The organism is Kitasatospora terrestris (assembly GCF_039542905.1).
In the GTDB taxonomy this organism is placed as follows: Bacteria; Actinomycetota; Actinomycetes; order Streptomycetales; family Streptomycetaceae; genus Kitasatospora; species Kitasatospora terrestris.
Genome location: NZ_BAABIS010000001.1, coordinates 6,267,980 through 6,283,900 on the forward strand (window position 1 = coordinate 6,267,980; position 15,921 = coordinate 6,283,900).

Sequence of the window (15,921 nt, forward strand, 5' to 3'; positions counted from 1 at the left end):
CCGCGCCCTAGCCGTCCTTGCGCCGGAGGACCCGTAGTCCGCCGTAGGCGGCGAGGGCGGTCCAGCAGAGCATCACCAGGAGGCCGGTGGTGTGGCCGATCGGGACGTCGGGGTTCTCGCCGAGGCGCAGGGCGTGGAGCCCGGCGCGGTCGGGGAGGATCCAGGCGACCTCCCGCAGGCCCGGCAGGGCGCTGAGGACGGTGGTGCCGAGGAAGAGGGTCGGCGTGAGCAGCCCCATCGCGGCGGTGAGGTTGCGCAGCACGGTGGTGAGGCCGAGGCAGAGCACCACCAGCAGCGGGTGGTAGAGGACACCGGCGGCGAGGGCGCGGACGGCGCCGGGGCGGTCGAGGTCGAGTCCGACGGTGCCGGCGGTGGCGAGGGCGGAGCCGGCGACGGTGGCGAGCCCGACGGCGAGGCCGAGGCCGGCGCCGATCAGGAGCTTGCCGCGGTAGAACCGGGCGCGGTCGGGGACGGCGGTGAGCGAGGTGCGGACGGTGCCGGTGGCGTACTCCTGGCCGATCAGCAGGATGCCGAGGCAGGCGACCGCGACCTGGCCGAAGTTGAGGCCGTAGTAGAGGCCCACCATCGGGTCCTCGGTGAGCGAGGTGTCGACCTTGCCGTAGGCGAGCTGGACGGCGGTGGTGATGCCGACGCTGAGGACGGCGGCGAGCAGCGGGGTGGTCCAGAGCGGGCGCAGGGTGGTGACCTTGACCCATTCGGCGCGCAGCGGGTGGGTGGTGGCGGTCATGCCGTCACCGCCCGGTACTCGACGGCGTCCGCGGTCATGCGCATGAAGGCGTCCTCCAGGGAGTCGTGCCGGACGGAGAGTTCGACGAGGGTGACCCGGTGCGCGGCGGCGAGGGCGCCGAGCGCTTCGGGATCGGTGCCGGCGACGTCGTAGGCGCCGCCGGTGACGGGTTCGGCGGTGAGGCCGTTGGCGCGCAGGAGTTCGGCGAGGGCGGCCGGGTGGAGCGCCCGGACGCGGACCCGGCGGCGGCCGTGGCGGTGCAGGAAGTCCTCGGTGCCGGTGTCGGCGAGCAGCCGGCCGCGGCCGATGACCACCAGCTGGTCGGCGGTCTGCGCCATCTCGCCCATCAGGTGGGAGGAGACGAGCACGGCCCGGCCCTCGGCGGCGAGGCCGCGCAGCAGGGTGCGGATCCACCGGATGCCCTCGGGGTCGAGGCCGTTGACCGGCTCGTCGAGCAGCAGGGCGGCCGGGTCGCCGAGCAGGGCGGCGGCGAGGCCGAGGCGTTGGCGCATGCCGAGGGAGAAGCGGCGGATCCGCCGGTCGGCGGCGTCGGCGAGGCCGACCTGGGCGAGGACCTCGTCGACCCGGCGGGCGGAGAGGCCGTTGCTCGCGGCGAGCCAGCGCAGGTGGCCGCGGGCGGTGCGGCCGCCGTGCACCGCGTCGGCGTCCAGCAGGGCGCCCACCCGGCGCAGCGGGTCGGCGAGTTCGGCGTACGGGCGGCCGTCGATCAGGGCCTCGCCGGAGGTCGGCCGGTCCAGGCCGAGCAGCAGGCGCAGGGTGGTGGACTTCCCGGCGCCGTTCGGGCCGAGGAAGCCGGTCACCCGGCCGGGTTCGACCCGGAAGTCGAGCCGGTCGACGACGGTGGCCCCGCCGTACGTCTTGGTGAGCGAGCGGACCTCGATCACGGGCTGCCTCCCCTGGTTGCGGTTGGTGCTCCGAGTCAACCCGGCGGGGCGGGTCCCGCGGATCCCGCCGGGGAGTGGACGGCCTCCCTCCCGGGAGGGAGCCGCCGACGGACCGGCCGCTGACAGGATGGGGGGATGCCCGTGATCTTCGCTCCGCTGTTCCGCCCGGTCACCTACGCCCGGTGGCTGCACCTGCTGATCGGTGTGGTCTTCGCCGGGGTGGTGGTGCTGGTCTACCCCGGGACGGAGGGGGTGTCGGCCCTCCGTGCGGCGGTGCTCAGCGGAGCGGTGGACGTGGTGCTGCTGAGTGCGGCCGCGATGATCCCGGCGGTGCGCCGGGCGGAGGGCGTGCAGGCGCGGCTGCTGCTGGCGCCGGAGCGGGAGGAGTCGATCGGCGCGGCGCCGTCGGCGGGTTGGCGGGACCGGGCGCGGACCGCGGTGTGGCTGATCGCCCGGGTCGGGCTCGGCACCCTGGTGGGGATCGCGACGGTCCGCGCGCTGACCGTCGGCGCGTGGCTGGTGGGGCCCGCGCCCGGCCCGGGCGCGCTGCTGCTGCCGGCGCCGGCGTTCGCCCTGCTGTGGCTGGTCGTCTTCGCGGGGCGGCTGCAACTGTGGCTGGCGCAGACGCTGTTGGGCCCGTCGGCGGCGGAGCGGCTGGCCGAGGCCGAGCTGCGCGCCGAGCGGCTGCTCGAACGCAACCGGCTGGCAAGGGAGTTGCACGACTCGATCGGCCACGCGCTGACCGTGACGGTGCTGCAGGCGGGCGCGGCCAGGGAGGTCGCCGATCCGGCGTTCCGGGAGCGGGCGCTGGAGGCGATCGAGACGGTCGGGCGGCGGGCGATGGAGGACCTGGAACGGATGCTGGTCCTGCTGCGCGACGCGCCGGACGCGGTGCCCGCCGAACAGCCGGGCATCGACCGGGTCGGGGAACTCTTCGAAGGGGCGCGCGCGGCGGGCAGCCCGGTCGAGGCCGACGTGGCGGTGCGCGGCGCCGAGCTGCCCGGCGTGCTGTCGCGGGAGGCCTACCGGATCGTCCAGGAGGGCGTCACCAACGCGCTCAAGCACGCGCCCGGGGCGCCGATCCGGGTACGCGGCCGGGTCGAGGGCGGGACGCTGGTGCTGAGCTGCCGCAACGCGCTGGTCGGCGGCGGCGGCAAGGGCGGTGGGAAGGGCCTGCGCGGGATCCGGGAGCGGGCGGTGCTGCTCGGCGGTGATGCGACGGGTGAAGCGGTCGACGGGGAGTGGCTGCTGCGGGTACGGCTGCCGGTACGGTTGGCCGGGTGACGATGATCAAGGTTCTGCTGGTCGACGACGAGGAACTGGTCCGGGCCGGGCTGCGGGCGGTGCTGGAGGCGCAGGACGGCATCACCGTGGTCGGCGAGGCCGGCGACGGCGCGGACGTCCCCGCGATGGTCCGGTCGACGGAACCCGACGTGGTGCTGATGGACGTCCGGATGCCCGGCGTCGACGGCCTCACCGCGACCCGGTCGCTGGTCGCGGGCGGCGGCGGGCCCGGCGGCGGGCCCGTGCCGAAGGTCCTGGTGGTCACCACCTTCGAGAACGACGACTACGTGTACGAGGCGCTCCGGGCCGGCGCGGACGGGTTCCTGCTCAAGCGGACCCGGCCGGCGGAGATCGTCCAGGCGGTCCGCACCGTGGTGGCGGGGGAGTCGCTGCTGTTCCCGGCCGCGATCCGGCAATTGGCGGGCGGCCGGGCCGACCGGGCGGCCGCCGAGGCGATGGTCCGGGCCGCACTCACCGCCCGGGAGGCGGAAGTGCTCCGGCTGATGGCCCGCGGCCTGTCCAACGCCGAGATCGGCGAACAGCTGTACCTCGGCGTGCAGACGGTCAAGACGCACGTCAGCAGCGTGCTCGGCAAACTCGGCGCCCGGGACCGCACCCAGGCGGTCATCGCGGCGTACGAGTCCGGCTTCGTCGACACCGGGGGCTGAGGTCAGGCCGGGTAGGCGTGGGTCTGGGCGGCCTTCACGGAGGCCCACACCTCGGTGCCCGGGGCGAGGTCGAGCTCGGCGGCCGCGGCGGGGGTGAGGTCGGCCAGCAGCGGGACGTCCCCGGTGAGGTCCACGCGGACCTGGTCGCCGTGCAGGTCGAGGCCGGCGACGGTGAGCCGCCAGACGTTGCGGGCGCTCGACTCGGGGTGGCCGCGGTGCAGCGTCACCGCGGCGGGCGGGAACGCCACGAACGCCTCGCCGGTCAGCTCCTCCGTGGTGAACAGCTGCTGCCCGTCCGGCAGTTCGACGCGGTGGCCGGCGGCGGTACCGCGGTACAGGTTGAGACCGACGAGACGGGCGATGTAGTCGGTGCGCGGCCGCCGGGAGATCTCCGCGGGAGCGCCCGCCTGGACCACCCGGCCCTCCTCGACCACCACCAGGCGGTCGGCCAGCACCATCGCGTCCAGCGGGTCGTGGGTGACCAGCACCGCCATCGCCTCGAACTCGGCGAGGTGACGGCGCAGCCCGGCCCGGACCTCCAGCCGGGTGCGGGCGTCGAGCGCGGCGAGCGGCTCGTCCAGCAGCAGCAGCCGCGGGCGCACCGCGAGCGCGCGGGCCAGCGCCACGCGCTGCGCCTGGCCGCCGGACAGCGCGGCCGGCCGCGCGGCCGCGCGGCCGGCGAGACCCATCCGCTCCAGCCACGGCAGGGCGAGCGCGCGGGCCTCGCGGCGGCGGTGGCCCCGGCAGCGCAGGCCGAAGGCGATGTTGTCGAGCGCGGACAGGTGCGGGAAGAGCAGGTAGTCCTGGAAGACGACGCCGACGGGGCGGTGCTCGGCGGGCGTGTGCACGCCCGCCGCCGGGTCCTCCAGCGTGGCGTCGTCCAGCCGCAGGTGCCCGCCGGTGAGCGGCAGCAGCCCGGCGAGCGCCCGCAACGCGGTCGACTTCCCGGCCCCGTTCGGCCCGAGCAGCGCGACCACCTCCCCGGCCCGCGCGGTCAACGGCAGGTCGAGGTCGAACCCGGCACGGGACACCTGCAAGTGTGCGTCAAGCATGACCAGGAGCTTTCCGACGGAGGGAGGGAAAACAGGGGCTCGTGGGGGTACCACCCGGCCGAAGGCCGGGGGAGAACTGCGAGGCCGACCCTGCGAGTGACACCGGTTGCATGGTCGCTCGCGCAGTTCCCCGCGCCCCTGTCGGGTCGCTCTCTCATGAACCCGTCCAGCGGCCGCGGAGGGCGGCGAGGACGGTGATGGAGACGGCGAGCAGGACGAGGCTGAGGGCGATCGCGGCCTCGGGTTCGGACTCCATGGCGAGGTAGACGGCGAGCGGCATGGTCTGGGTGCGCCCGGGGAAGTTGCCGGCGAAGGTGATCGTCGCACCGAACTCGCCGAGCGCGCGGGCCCAGGCCAGGACCGCGCCGGCGCCGATGCCGGGGGCGACCAGCGGGAGGGTGACCCGCCGGAACGCGGTGAGGCGGGAGGCTCCGAGGGTGGCGGCGGCCTCCTCGTAGCGGGGGTCGGCGGCGCGCAGCGCGCCCTCGACGCTGATCACCAGGAACGGCATCGCGACGAACGCCTCGGCGACGACCACGCCCGCCGTGGTGAACGGCAGGGTGAGGCCGAACGCGGAGTCCAGCCACCGGCCGACGATGCCGTTGCGGCCGAGGACGAGCAGCAGCGCGACGCCGCCGACCACCGGCGGCAGCACCAGCGGCAGGGTGACGAGGGCCCGGATCAGCCGCCGTCCGGGCATCTCGGTGCGGGCGAGCAGCCAGGCGAGCGGCACCCCGAGCACCATCGAGACGGCCGTCGCGGCGGTGGCGCTGATCAGCGAGAGCCGGAGCGCCTCCCACACCTCGGGGCTGGCGAGTTGCTCGGGCAGGGCGCTCCAGGGGGCGCGGACCAGCAGGCCGACCAGGGGCAGGACGAGGAAGGCGAGTCCGAGCAGCGCGGGCAGCAGCAGGGCGAGGGGCGGTACCCGGCTGCCGGCCCGGCGCGTGCGTGCGGAGGGTGTCACGGGGTCTGGAAGCCCGCCTCGGCGAGCAGCTTCCTGGCGTCGGCGGACCGGATGTAGCCGACGAAGGCGGCGGCGCCGTCGGCGTTGCCGGCCCTGGCGAGTGCGGCGATCGGGTAGTCGTTGACGGCCGAGGCGGCTTCGGGGAACTCCACGCCGTCGATCTTCGCAGCATCGGCCTTCACATCGGTCCTGTACACGAGGGAGGCGTCCACCTCGCCGAGCTCGACCTTGGTGAGGGCGCCCTTGACGTCCTGCTCCAGGGTGACCGGGGTGAGCTTCACGCCCGCGGCGTCGAGGGCCTTGTCGGCGGCGGCGCCGCAGGGGACCTCCTTGGCGCACAGGGCGGTCTTGACCCCGGTGAGGTCCTTGAGGCCGGCGATGTGCTTGGGGTTGCCCTTGGGGACGGCGATCTCCAGGGTGTTGCGGACGAACACCGCGGGGTCGCCGGTGGCCGCCTTGGCGTCGGTGACGGTCTTCATGGTGGCCGGGCTGGCGGCGGCGAAGACGTCGGCTGGGGCGCCGCCGACGATCGACTGGGCGAGCGTCGAGCTGCCGCCGAAGTTGAAGGTGACCTTGGTACCGGGGTAGGCGGCCTCGAACTTCTTGCCGAGCTCGGTGAAGGACCCCTTCAGCGAGGCGGCGGCGAACACCGTCACGGTCCCGGAGACGGCAGGGGCGCCGGAGGAGCCGGCCGGGGCGGCGGTGGTGCCGCTGCTGCCGCAGGCCGCGAGGGCGATCGCGGCGGTGGCGGCCGCGGTGGCGGCGAGGACGCGGCGTCTGGCGCTGGTCATGACTGCTTCCGTTCTGCGAGGTCGATGGCGATCATAGTGCCGCATCTGCGGTCGGAAAATCCGCTGTTTCATCGCACAGGCCAGCCTGCCAACCTGCATCGGGTCGCATGTGCGAAGGCACCGGCGGAAAACGGGTGGCCGCCCCCGGCGCCCGCCCGCCACAGTGGCGTGCACACCGACAGCACTGCGGGGGAGACATGTCGACACTGCGAGTCACGGCCGAGCGCCTGACCATCCACGAGCACCCCAACGCCGACGCGCTGGAGCTGGCCCAGGTGGGCCTCTTCCGCGCGGTGGTCGCCAAGGGCGCCTACCGCACCGGCGAGTACGCGCTCTACATCCCGGAGCAGTCCGTGCTGCCCGCCGGGCTGATCGAGGAGCTGGGGCTGACCGGGAAGCTGGCCGGGTCCGGCGCCGACCGGGTCAAGGCGGTCCGGCTGCGCGGCGAGCTCTCCCAGGGCATCGTCTGCCTGCCCGGCGCGCTGGCCGGCGACGACCTGGCGGCGGCGGCCGAGTCCGGCGAGGACTTCGCCGAGCGCCTGGGCATCACCAAGTGGGCGCCGCCGGTCCCGACCTCGATGAGCGGCGACGTGGAGGCGGCCCCGGACCTGCTGCCCTGGGTGGACATCGAGAACCTCAAGCGCTTCCCCGGCGTCTTCGAGCCCGGCGAGCCGGTGGTGATCACCGAGAAGCTGCACGGCAGCTGCTGCCTGCTCACGTTCCACGCCGCGACCGGCACGGTACAGGTGTCCTCCAAGGGCATCGGCGCCCAGGGGCTCGCGCTCAAGGAGGACGAGCGCAACGTCTACTGGCGGGCGGTGCGCGCCCACCGCGTCGGCGAGGTGGCGGCGCGGCTCGCCGAGCGGCTCGGCGCGTCCCGGGTGGGCGTCTTCGGCGAGGTGTACGGCGAGGGCGTCCAGGACCTGGCGTACGGCTCGTCGGCGCGCGCCGACCGGATCGGCTACGCGGCGTTCGACGTCTCCGCGGAGATCGACGGCCAGGTGGTGTGGCTCGACGCGGCCGAGCTGCTGACCGGTGAGCTCCCCGTCGTCCCGACCCTGTGGAGCGGACCGTACGACGCGGAGGCCGTGCTGCGGCTGGCCGAGGGCCGGGAGACCGTATCCGGACGTGAACTGCACGTCCGCGAGGGCGTGGTGGTCCGACCGGCGGTCGAGCGGTACAGCCCGGTGCTGGGCGGCCGGGCGATCGCCAAGGCGGTCGGCGGCGGCTACCTGACCCGCAAGGGCGGCACGGAGTACGAGTGACCCGGCCGCGTGCTGACAGGTGGTCAGCTAGGTTGGAGGGGCACTGCACCCGCTCGCTCCGACCACCTGTGGAGGACGCCCCATGCCGGACACCCGCATACCCGGGCCGCCCGGACTGCCGTTGATCGGGTCGATGCTCGACCTGCGGCGCGACGCGCTGAAGGCGTACCGGGACGCCTTCGGCGCCCACGGCGACGTGGTGCGCTTCAGCGCCGGGCCGCCCGGGCTGCGCGCCACCTTCTGGATGGTGTACTCGCCGGAGGGCGCCCAGCAGGTGCTGGCCACCGAGTCGGCCAACTTCCGCAAGGAGAACGCCTTCTACGAGGAGATCCGGCAGAGCTTCGGCAACGGCCTGCTCACCTCGCAGGACCAGGACTACCAGCGCCAGCGCCGGCTGATCCAGCCGCTGTTCACCCGCCGCCGGGTGGACACCTACGCGGACGCGATCGGCATCGAGGCCGAGGCGCTGGCCGAGCGCTGGGCGGGGGTGCCGGGCGGGGTGGTGGAGGCGGGCGAGGAGATGTCCGCGTTCGCGCTGCGGGCGGTCTCCCGGATCCTGTTCGGCACCGACGTGGACGAGGCGATCCGCACCGTCCGGGAGAGCTTCCCGGTGCTCGGCGAGTTCGTCCGCACCCGCGGCTTCTCGCCGGTGCGGCTGCCCCGCGACTGGCCGCTGCCGCTGCACAAGCGGGCACTGGCCGCCGAGCAGGCGCTGTACGCGGTCTGCGACCAGATCATCGCCCGCCGGGCCGGCGCGGAGTCCGAGGACCTGCTGGGCCTGCTCGCGCACGCCCGGGACGAGGACGGCAACCAGCTGGACGCCACCGAGCTGCGCGAGCAGGTGCTGATCTTCCTGCTGGCCGGGCACGAGACCACGGCCACCTCGCTGACCTTCGCCCTGCACCTGCTGGGCCTGCACCCCGAGCAGCGCAGGCTCGCCCAGGCGGAGGTGGACGCGGTGCTCGGCGACGGCCGCCGGCCGACCGCCGAGGACTACAACGCGCTGCCGTACGTGACCAAGGTGCTCAAGGAGGCGATGCGCCTCTTCCCGGCCGCTCCGGCGATGGGGCGGCGCTCGGTCGAGGAGACGGTGATCGGCGGGGTGACGATCCCGGCCGGCTCGGACGTGCTGGTCGCGCCGTACATCACCCACCGCCACCCGGCGCACTGGGAGGACCCGGAGCGCTTCGACCCGGAGCGGTTCACCCCCGAGCGGGAGGCGGCCCGGCACCGGTACGCCTGGTTCCCGTTCGGCGGCGGGCCGCGGGCCTGCATCGGGCAGCACTTCTCGATGCTCGAGTCGGTGCTCGGACTCGCGGTGCTGCTGCGGGAGTTCGAGGTGGAGGCGGTGGACACCGAGGTGGAGCTGGGCCAGGGCATCACCCTGGAGGCCCGTACCCCGGTCCGGATCAGGGTCGCCGGGCGGCGCTGATCCGGACCGGGCACCGCGCCCGGGTCAGCGCAGGGTGCAACTGACGGCGGTCGGGGCGGTGTTGGTGCCGCTCCAGCTGCCGTTGAACCCGAACGAGGTGCTGCCGCCGGGCGCCAGCGTGCCGTTGTAACCCAGGTTGGACACCGACACGTTGGCACCGCTCTGGGTGTGGCTCCCGTTCCAGAGCGAGGTGACCTGCTGGCCGTTGGCGTAGGTCCAGGCGACCGTCCAGCCGGTGGAGGCGGTGGTGCCGGTGTTCTTCACCGTCACCGAGGCGCCGAAGCCGCCGCCCCACTGGTTGGTCACCGCGTAGCTCGCCGTGCAGCCCGAGCCGCCGCTCGGCGAGGGGCTGGTGGACGGGCTGCCGGACGGGCTGGGGCTCGGGCTGGGGCTGGGCGACGGTGAGCCGGACGCCGAGGTGGACGGCGAGCCGGTGGGCACCGCGCTGGTGTCACCGACGATGATGCCGCGCCCGTTGGTGGAGACGTACACCCGGCCGTAGACCCGCGGGTCACCGGTGATCGCCGCGCCGGTCCAGGCCCACTGGTGGGCGTCGTCGTTGATCCGGGTCCAGCTCGCGCCGGCGTTGTCGGAGCGGAAGATGCCGCGCACCCCGCCGATCCGGGCGCTGGTGTAGACCGCCGGGTAGCCGGTGCCGGTCGCGGAGCGGCCGAAGCCGATGGAGTCGGCCTCGTCCACGCCCGCCACCCGGCCGAACGAGGCGCCGGAGTCGGTGGAGTGCCACAGGCCGTAGGTGCCGTTGTCCTTGCCGCCGGCCAGCCAGACGTCGCCCTCGGCGTTGCTGAGCGCCTTGAAGCGGACGTTGCCGTCCACCGGCAGGCCGCTCGCGGCGGTCTTCGCGAAGGTCAGGCCGCCGTCCGTGGAGAGGTAGAAGGCGCCGGCCGCGACGCCGTAGAACTTCTTCGGGTTGACCCGGTCGGCCTGCACCGAGGCACCCGCGGGGAGCCCGCTCGCGGCCGCCCAGGAGCTGCCGCCGAAGGCCGAGGTGACCGGGGCGGCGCCGGCCGGCGACCAGACCACCCGGCTGCCGTCGGCGGCCAGCGCGACGGTGCCGCCGCCGGTGATGCCGGTCGGCTCGCCGCTCGCCTGGTACCAGTTGGCGCCGTTGTCGTTGGAGAAGCCGATATGGGTGGTGGCGGTGGAGCCGCTGTCGGTGTTGCCGACCCGGACCACCTGGTTCGGGTTGGCCTGGGCGAAGTCCAGGGCGGTGGTGGAGCCGTGGGTGGGGGACTGGTACATCATCGCGGGCACGGTGGTCAGCGAGGTGTGCCGGAAGCCGCCGATGTCGCCGAGCGCGCTGAGCAGCGGGGCGCCGCTCGGCGGGCTGATCAGGTCGTTGACGGCGGTCTCCTCCAGACCCTGCACCATCGGCTTGATGGTGATCTTCGTGCCGGCGTCCCAGGAGGTGAGGTTCTCGGTGCCGTAGAGGGTGGCGCCGGTGCCGTACATCATCCGGTCGGAATCAAAGGGGTCGATCTCCAGCGCCTCGGTCATCCAGCCGAGCTTGGGGGACTCCTCCGGCGGGGACGGGTTCTTGCCCCAACTCAGCCACGGGGACGAGGAGATGTCCATGGTGTAGTGGTCGACCCGGTTGGGGTAGCCGTTGTACTCCCAGATCGGCTTCCAGGTCGCCCCGAAGTCGGTGGACCGGTAGATCTGGGTGTCCGGCCACCAGGAGGAGTAGCCGGTGACCATCAGCACGTTGGGGTGCTGCCGGTCGACGGTGAGGCCGCTGTAGCCGAAGTAGGCGCCGGAGTCGGAGGACTTGAGCGGGCTGATCTGCGTCCAGGCGCCGGTCTTCGTGGCGTAGCGCCAGACGTCGCCCTTGCCGCCGTCGTACGGGCCGCCGGTGTCGCTGGTGGCCAGGTAGAGGTAGCCGTTGACCGGGTCGAGCACGCCCTTGTGCGGCAGGAAGCCGGTGGGCTGGCCGGCCAGCCGGGTCCAGGTGGTGCCGCCGTCGGTGGAGCGGTAGACGCTGTTGTCCTTGTCGGCGACGCCGACGTAGACCGTCCGGGTGGTGTTCCCGGCGGTGGCGCTGGACTTGTCGAAGGTCACCCAGAGCACGCCCTGGGTGGCGCTCAGGTAGCCGTTGGTGTCGGTCGGGTCGGGGGCGTAGTTGCCGACGTTGGGGAAGGCGGTGACCTGGGACCAGGTGACGCCGTAGTCGGTGGAGCGCCAGAGCCCGTTGCCGGACGGCGCGCCGAAGTACAGCACCTTGTCGTTGTTGGGGTCGATCGCCAGGCGCTCGCCCATGCCGCGGCCGGGCATGTTGCCGCCGACCTTGAACGGCAGCGTGGTGCGCTGCCAGGTGGCGCCCTTGTCGGTGGAGCGCAGGATGGCGCCGTTGTTCGGGTCCCAGGAGTTGGTGTACGTGCCGGCGGCGACGTAGACCCGGTCGGTCTGGACGGGGTCGGTGGCCAGCGAGGCGACGCCGGTGAGGTTCCAGTCGTTCCAGCCGAGCGAGTCCAGCAGCGGGATCCACTTCTTGCTGGTGGGGTCCTGCCGGTAGGCGCCGCCGATGTCGGTGCGGGCGTAGACCAGGCCGGGCTCCGTCTGGTTGAAGACGATGCCGGGCACGAAGCCACCGCCGTCGATCCGGACGTTGCTCCAGGAGTAGGTGGCCGCGGTGGCGTCGGTGGCCGCGGTGGCGGTGGAGTGCAGGCCGGTCAGCCAGGTGACCGCGAGGCCGCAACTGAGCGCGAGTGCCGTGACCGCCGTCCGCGGACGGGTGGGGGTGGTGGGAGGCATGGGTGGGACGCTAGCCCCGGGCCGCCGGGGGCAGAAGAGCGCGCGGACAGCTCTGTCCGCATGTGGACATGACGTGCCGTCAGCTGTCGCAGCGTCCACACCTTGGCCCATTCGAGCACAAGCGACCCGTGCGGAGGGTGGCTTTTCACATCTTCGGGTGACCTTCTTTCGGCCCTCGATAGCGTCCTGCGCATCCGAGACCGCGATCGCACATGCGAGAGGCATATGACCTCCCGCTCGGAGGCTGCCGCATGGGAAACCTGAACCACTTCAGCTTCGGCTGGCTCACCCCGACGCTGTCGTACCTGATGGCCTGCGTCGGCGCCGCGCTCGGCCTGCGCTGCACCCTGCGGGCCCTGGCCGCGACCGGCACCTCCCGCCGCAACTGGCTGTTCACGGCCGCCGCCGCGATCGGCTCGGGCATCTGGACCATGCACTTCGTCGCCATGTTCGGCTTCACCGTGGACGGCACCGAGCTGCGCTACGACGTCCCGCTCACCATCCTCAGCCTGGTGGTGGCGGTCCTGGTGGTCGGCCTCGGCGTCTTCGCCGTCGGCTACGGCCGGCACCGCGGCCGCAGCCTGCTCCTCGGCGGCCTCACCACCGGCGTCGGCGTCGCGGCCATGCACTACATCGGGATGGCCGCGGTCCGGATCCACGGCGGCATCGACTACGACCCCGGCACGGTCGGCCTGTCCGTGCTGATCGCGGTCGGCGCGGCCACCGCCGCGCTCTGGGCCGCGACCACCATCCGCACCATGCTCGCCGCCGGCGGCGCGGCCCTGGTGATGGGCATCGCGGTGAGCTGCATGCACTACACCGGGATGGCCGCCGTGCACGTCCACATGGTGCCCGACCGCGCCGACCTCGGCGGCGCCACCCCGATGCAGTTCATCTTCCCGCTGGCCGTCGGCCTGGGCTCGTTCCTCTTCCTCACCTCCGCCTTCGTCGCGCTCTCCCCGACGGCCCAGGAGCGCGCCGCCTACCGCGAGGCCGGCGAGATCGCGGTCGAGGACCTCACCGCCACCTCGCTGGACCGTGCCGCCTGAGAACGACCGGACCGGGCCCGACCGGCCCGAGACCCACCGCCGCCACCAGCACGCGTCCGACGAGAGGCAGCCCCATGCGCACCCGCACCCGCAGCGGCCCGACGGCCCCGGCCGCCACCCGCGGCCCGGCCCGGCCCGGCCCCACCGGTCAGCGGCGCGGCGCCCACGCCGGCCCGCCCGCACCCGAGGACCTCACCGGACTCGACGCCCTCGCCGGCCCGCGCGGCGGACTGCGCCCGCGCACCGTCCGGGCCCGGATCCTCGCCCTGCTGATGGTCCCGGTGGTCTCCGTGCTGGCGCTCTGGGCGTTCGCCACCGTCACCACCGCCAACGGCGTCTGGGACCAGCTGCGGATCCGCGAGGTCACCACCACCCTGCTCGACCCGCTGGACGCCACCGTCGCCGGGCTGCAGGCCGAACGCGCCGCCGCAGGCCAGCTGCTGGCCGCCGCCGGACCCGCCCGGGAGAGCGCCCTGCGCGAGGCCGGCGCCGCCACCGACCGGGCCGCCGCCCCGCTCACCCTCGCCGACCGGTACAACCGGGCCGATGCCGAGGGGCTCGGCGCCGAGGCCGCCACCCGGCTGGACGCCCTCGGCGCCGCGGTCGCCGCCCTGCCCGAGCTGCGCACCCGGATCCTGGCCCGCTCGGCCGGCTGGCCCGAGGCGTACGCGGCCTACACCACCGCGGTGGAGCGGGCGTTCGCCGTCACCGGCTCGGTCACCGCCCTGGAGGACCGCGGCGCCTCCTCCGACGCCCGGGTGCTGCTGGAGTTCGCCCGCTCCCGCGAACTGCTGGCCCGCGAGGACGCCCTGGTGCGCGCCGCGCAGGGCGCCGGGCGGCTCACCGAGGACCAGCACCGCGAGTTCGCCGCGGCCGTCTACGCCCGCCGGCTGTTCGAGCAGGCTGCCGCCCGCGACCTGCGCGTCGCCGACCGCGCCGCCCTGCAGGCGGCCACCGGTGGCGCCGACTACCAGGAGCTGCTCCGGCTGGAGGACGCCGTGCGCGCCGCCGAGGACGGCCGGCAGGCGGTCCTCGCGGTGGCCGCCGACCGCTGGGCGGTGGCGGCCGACAACAGCGCCCGCGCCCTGCGCACGGTGGCCGCCGGCGCGGGGGCGGCCGCCGCCGACCGCGAGAACCCGTACGCGCTCGGCCTGTTCACCCCCTCGGGGGCGGCGGTGCTGCTCGGCCTGGTCACGGTGGTCGCCTCGCTGGCCATCTCGGTGCAGATCGGCCGCGGCCTGGTCACCGAGCTGACCGGCCTGCGCAACTCCGCCCTCGAACTGGCCGGACGCAAACTCCCGGCCACCATGCGGCGGTTGCGGGCCGGCGAGGAGATCGACCTGGACACCGAGGCGCCGCTGGTGCCGCACGGCGACGACGAGATCGGCCAGGTGCACGGCGCGCTCGGCACCGTGCAGCGGGCCGCGGTCACGGCCGCGGTCGAGCGGGCCGAGGTGCTGTCCGGGGTGTCCGGCGTCTTCGTCAACCTGGCCCGGCGCAGCCAGGTGCTGGTGCACCGCCAGCTCACCCTGCTGGACGCGATGGAGCGCCGCACCGAGGATCCGGCCGAGCTGGACGACCTGTTCCGGCTGGACCACCTGACCACCCGGATGCGGCGGCACGCCGAGGGCCTGATCATCCTCTCCGGCGCCGCCCCCGGCCGGGCCTGGCGCCGGCCCGTCCCGCTGATGGACGTGGTCCGCGCCGCCGTCGCCGAGGTCGAGGAGTACGCCCGGGTCGAGGTGCACCGCTTCCCGTACGCCGCCGTCGGCGGCCAGTCGGTCGCCGACCTGACCCACCTGGTGGCCGAACTGGTCGAGAACGCCACCGCCTTCTCCCCGCCGCACACCAAGGTGCACGTGCGCGGCGAACAGGTCGGCAACGGCTACGCGCTGGAGATCGAGGACCGCGGGCTCGGCATGGGCCCGGAGGCGCTGGTCGACGCCAACCGGCGGATCGAGGCCTCCGAGCAGGTCGACCTCTTCGACAGCGACCGGCTCGGCCTGTTCGTGGTCAGCCGGCTCGCCAAGCGGCACCGGGTGCGGGTCGCGCTGCGGCCGTCCGCGTACGGCGGCACCACCGCCGTGGTGCTGCTGCCCACCGAACTGCTCGAGCTGGAGGACCCCGGGGCCGCCGAGCCGGTGTCCGCCCCGCCGGCCGTTCCCGTCCCCGTCCCGGGGCCGCGGACCGTCGCCGCCGCCCCGCGACCGGCCGCGGCCCCCGCTCCGCTGCCGCCGCCCGCGGCGGACCCCGACCCGGTGCCGGCCGCACCCGCACCGGCCACCCCCGCACCGGCGCCGGCCGTGCCGCCGTCCGACGAGGAGGAGCTGCCGCGCCGGGTGCGGCAGGCGAGCCTGGTGCCGCAGCTGCGCGAGGCCCCGGCCGGGCCGCCCGCATCCGCCGCCGGCGGCCCGGCCGGCCGCGACCCGGAGGCGGCCCGGGCCGCGATGTCCGCCTTCCAGCGCGGCTGGGCGCGAGGCGGCGAGAAGTCCCGTACCGACGAGCGAGGAGACACAGCGTGATCGGCACCACCCATCAGGCCGGTGAACTCAACTGGCTGCTCGACGAGTTGGTCTCGCGGGTCGCCCAGGTCCGGTTCGCCGTGATGCTCTCCGCGGACGGCCTGGCGATCGGCACCTCGGCGGGCCTCGGCCGTGAGGACGGCGAGCACCTGGCCGCGGTCGCCTCCGGCTTCCACAGCCTGGCCAAGGGCGCCGGACGGCACTTCGAGGCCGGCGAAGTCCGGCAGACCATGGTCGAGTTGGAGCACGGGTACCTGTTCGTCGCGGCCGCCGGCCGGGGCACCTGCCTGGCCGTCTTCTCGCGCGCCGACGCCGACCTCGGCCTGGTCGCGTACGAGATGGCCCGGCTGGTCCGCCGGGTCGGCGAGCACCTGGGCACCGCACCGCGCGGTCCGATCGGCGGGTGAGCCCGGTGCCCGCCCCGACGCCCCCGCCGCGGCCGCCGGGCCCGCCCGACCCGCAGCTCCCGCCG

General features: G+C 74.6%; 13 protein-coding genes. 7 read left to right on the top strand and 6 right to left on the bottom strand.

What is annotated here, in order from left to right:
- Positions 1-7 precede the first annotated feature (7 nt).
- Both ABEB06_RS28760 and ABEB06_RS28765 read right to left on the bottom strand, forming a co-directional pair.
- Positions 8-748, bottom strand: coding sequence for a hypothetical protein (locus ABEB06_RS28760; protein ID WP_345699803.1), 741 nt, complete (start codon positions 746-748; stop codon positions 8-10).
- Positions 745-1,653, bottom strand: coding sequence for an ABC transporter ATP-binding protein (locus ABEB06_RS28765; protein ID WP_345699804.1), 909 nt, complete (start codon positions 1,651-1,653; stop codon positions 745-747). Before ABEB06_RS28765 ends, ABEB06_RS28760 begins: the two co-directional genes overlap by 4 nt.
- Before the next feature lie 135 nt (positions 1,654-1,788).
- On the opposite strand from ABEB06_RS28765, the gene ABEB06_RS28770 reads away from it, so the two are divergent.
- Both ABEB06_RS28770 and ABEB06_RS28775 read left to right on the top strand, forming a co-directional pair.
- On the top strand, positions 1,789-2,937 hold the full coding sequence (locus ABEB06_RS28770) for a sensor histidine kinase (RefSeq protein WP_345699805.1): 1,149 nt from the start codon (positions 1,789-1,791) through the stop codon (positions 2,935-2,937).
- A gap of 2 nt (positions 2,938-2,939) precedes the next feature.
- Positions 2,940-3,605 (top strand): response regulator transcription factor, encoded by a 666-nt coding sequence (locus tag ABEB06_RS28775; RefSeq protein ID WP_345702025.1) that lies wholly within the window; start codon positions 2,940-2,942, stop codon positions 3,603-3,605.
- 2 nt (positions 3,606-3,607) lie between these two features.
- Here the strand turns inward: ABEB06_RS28775 and ABEB06_RS28780 are convergent, their stop codons facing one another.
- The 3 genes from ABEB06_RS28780 to modA all read right to left on the bottom strand — a co-directional run bounded on the left by ABEB06_RS28780 (position 3,608) and on the right by modA (position 6,412).
- Positions 3,608-4,657 carry an ABC transporter ATP-binding protein gene (locus ABEB06_RS28780; RefSeq protein ID WP_345699806.1) on the bottom strand — a complete coding sequence of 350 codons (1,050 nt, stop codon included), beginning with the start codon at positions 4,655-4,657 and terminating at the stop codon, positions 3,608-3,610.
- Positions 4,658-4,811: 154 nt separating this feature from the next.
- Positions 4,812-5,621 (bottom strand): ABC transporter permease, encoded by an 810-nt coding sequence (locus tag ABEB06_RS28785; protein ID WP_345699807.1) that lies wholly within the window; start codon positions 5,619-5,621, stop codon positions 4,812-4,814.
- Entirely contained in the window at positions 5,618-6,412 is a 795-nt protein-coding gene (gene modA, locus ABEB06_RS28790) for a molybdate ABC transporter substrate-binding protein (protein WP_345699808.1), read from the bottom strand. Before modA ends, ABEB06_RS28785 begins: the two co-directional genes overlap by 4 nt.
- A gap of 197 nt (positions 6,413-6,609) precedes the next feature.
- On the opposite strand from modA, the gene ABEB06_RS28795 reads away from it, so the two are divergent.
- On the top strand, positions 6,610-7,677 hold the full coding sequence (locus tag ABEB06_RS28795; protein ID WP_345699809.1) for an RNA ligase (ATP): 1,068 nt from the start codon (positions 6,610-6,612) through the stop codon (positions 7,675-7,677).
- Positions 7,678-7,759: 82 nt separating this feature from the next.
- Positions 7,760-9,109 (top strand): cytochrome P450, encoded by a 1,350-nt coding sequence (locus ABEB06_RS28800; protein WP_345699810.1) that lies wholly within the window; start codon positions 7,760-7,762, stop codon positions 9,107-9,109.
- Between the two features lie 24 nt (positions 9,110-9,133).
- On the opposite strand, the gene ABEB06_RS28805 is transcribed toward ABEB06_RS28800, so the two are convergent.
- Positions 9,134-11,878: a cellulose binding domain-containing protein gene (locus ABEB06_RS28805; RefSeq protein ID WP_345699811.1), complete on the bottom strand. Its 2,745-nt coding sequence runs from the start codon at positions 11,876-11,878 to the stop codon at positions 9,134-9,136.
- A gap of 251 nt (positions 11,879-12,129) precedes the next feature.
- Between ABEB06_RS28805 and ABEB06_RS28810 the strand changes: the two genes are divergently transcribed.
- From ABEB06_RS28810 to ABEB06_RS28820, 3 genes are all read left to right on the top strand, one after another.
- On the top strand, positions 12,130-12,927 hold the full coding sequence (locus tag ABEB06_RS28810) for an MHYT domain-containing protein (protein ID WP_345699812.1): 798 nt from the start codon (positions 12,130-12,132) through the stop codon (positions 12,925-12,927).
- Between the two features lie 74 nt (positions 12,928-13,001).
- Positions 13,002-15,449 carry a nitrate- and nitrite sensing domain-containing protein gene (locus ABEB06_RS28815; protein ID WP_345699813.1) on the top strand — a complete coding sequence of 816 codons (2,448 nt, stop codon included), beginning with the start codon at positions 13,002-13,004 and terminating at the stop codon, positions 15,447-15,449.
- A complete protein-coding gene (locus ABEB06_RS28820; RefSeq protein ID WP_345699814.1) occupies positions 15,446-15,856 on the top strand; it encodes a roadblock/LC7 domain-containing protein in 411 nt (136 codons plus the stop codon). The genes ABEB06_RS28815 and ABEB06_RS28820 overlap by 4 nt, the downstream gene beginning before the upstream one ends.
- The last annotated feature ends 65 nt before the right edge of the window (positions 15,857-15,921 follow it).

What these genes read in the sequence shown, in the direction of transcription:
- ABEB06_RS28800 (WP_345699810.1), top strand. Translation starts at nt 7,760, where the DNA reads ATGCCGGACACCCGCATACCCGGGCCGCCCGGACTGCCGTTGATCGGG.
- ABEB06_RS28770 (WP_345699805.1), top strand. Translation starts at nt 1,789, where the DNA reads ATGCCCGTGATCTTCGCTCCGCTGTTCCGCCCGGTCACCTACGCCCGG.
- ABEB06_RS28760 (WP_345699803.1), bottom strand. Translation starts at nt 748, where the DNA reads ATGACCGCCACCACCCACCCGCTGCGCGCCGAATGGGTCAAGGTCACC.
- ABEB06_RS28795 (WP_345699809.1), top strand. Translation starts at nt 6,610, where the DNA reads ATGTCGACACTGCGAGTCACGGCCGAGCGCCTGACCATCCACGAGCAC.
- ABEB06_RS28805 (WP_345699811.1), bottom strand. Translation starts at nt 11,878, where the DNA reads ATGCCTCCCACCACCCCCACCCGTCCGCGGACGGCGGTCACGGCACTC.
- ABEB06_RS28775 (WP_345702025.1), top strand. Translation starts at nt 2,940, where the DNA reads ATGATCAAGGTTCTGCTGGTCGACGACGAGGAACTGGTCCGGGCCGGG.
- ABEB06_RS28780 (WP_345699806.1), bottom strand. Translation starts at nt 4,657, where the DNA reads ATGCTTGACGCACACTTGCAGGTGTCCCGTGCCGGGTTCGACCTCGAC.
- ABEB06_RS28810 (WP_345699812.1), top strand. Translation starts at nt 12,130, where the DNA reads ATGGGAAACCTGAACCACTTCAGCTTCGGCTGGCTCACCCCGACGCTG.
- modA (WP_345699808.1), bottom strand. Translation starts at nt 6,412, where the DNA reads ATGACCAGCGCCAGACGCCGCGTCCTCGCCGCCACCGCGGCCGCCACC.
- ABEB06_RS28815 (WP_345699813.1), top strand. Translation starts at nt 13,002, where the DNA reads ATGCGCACCCGCACCCGCAGCGGCCCGACGGCCCCGGCCGCCACCCGC.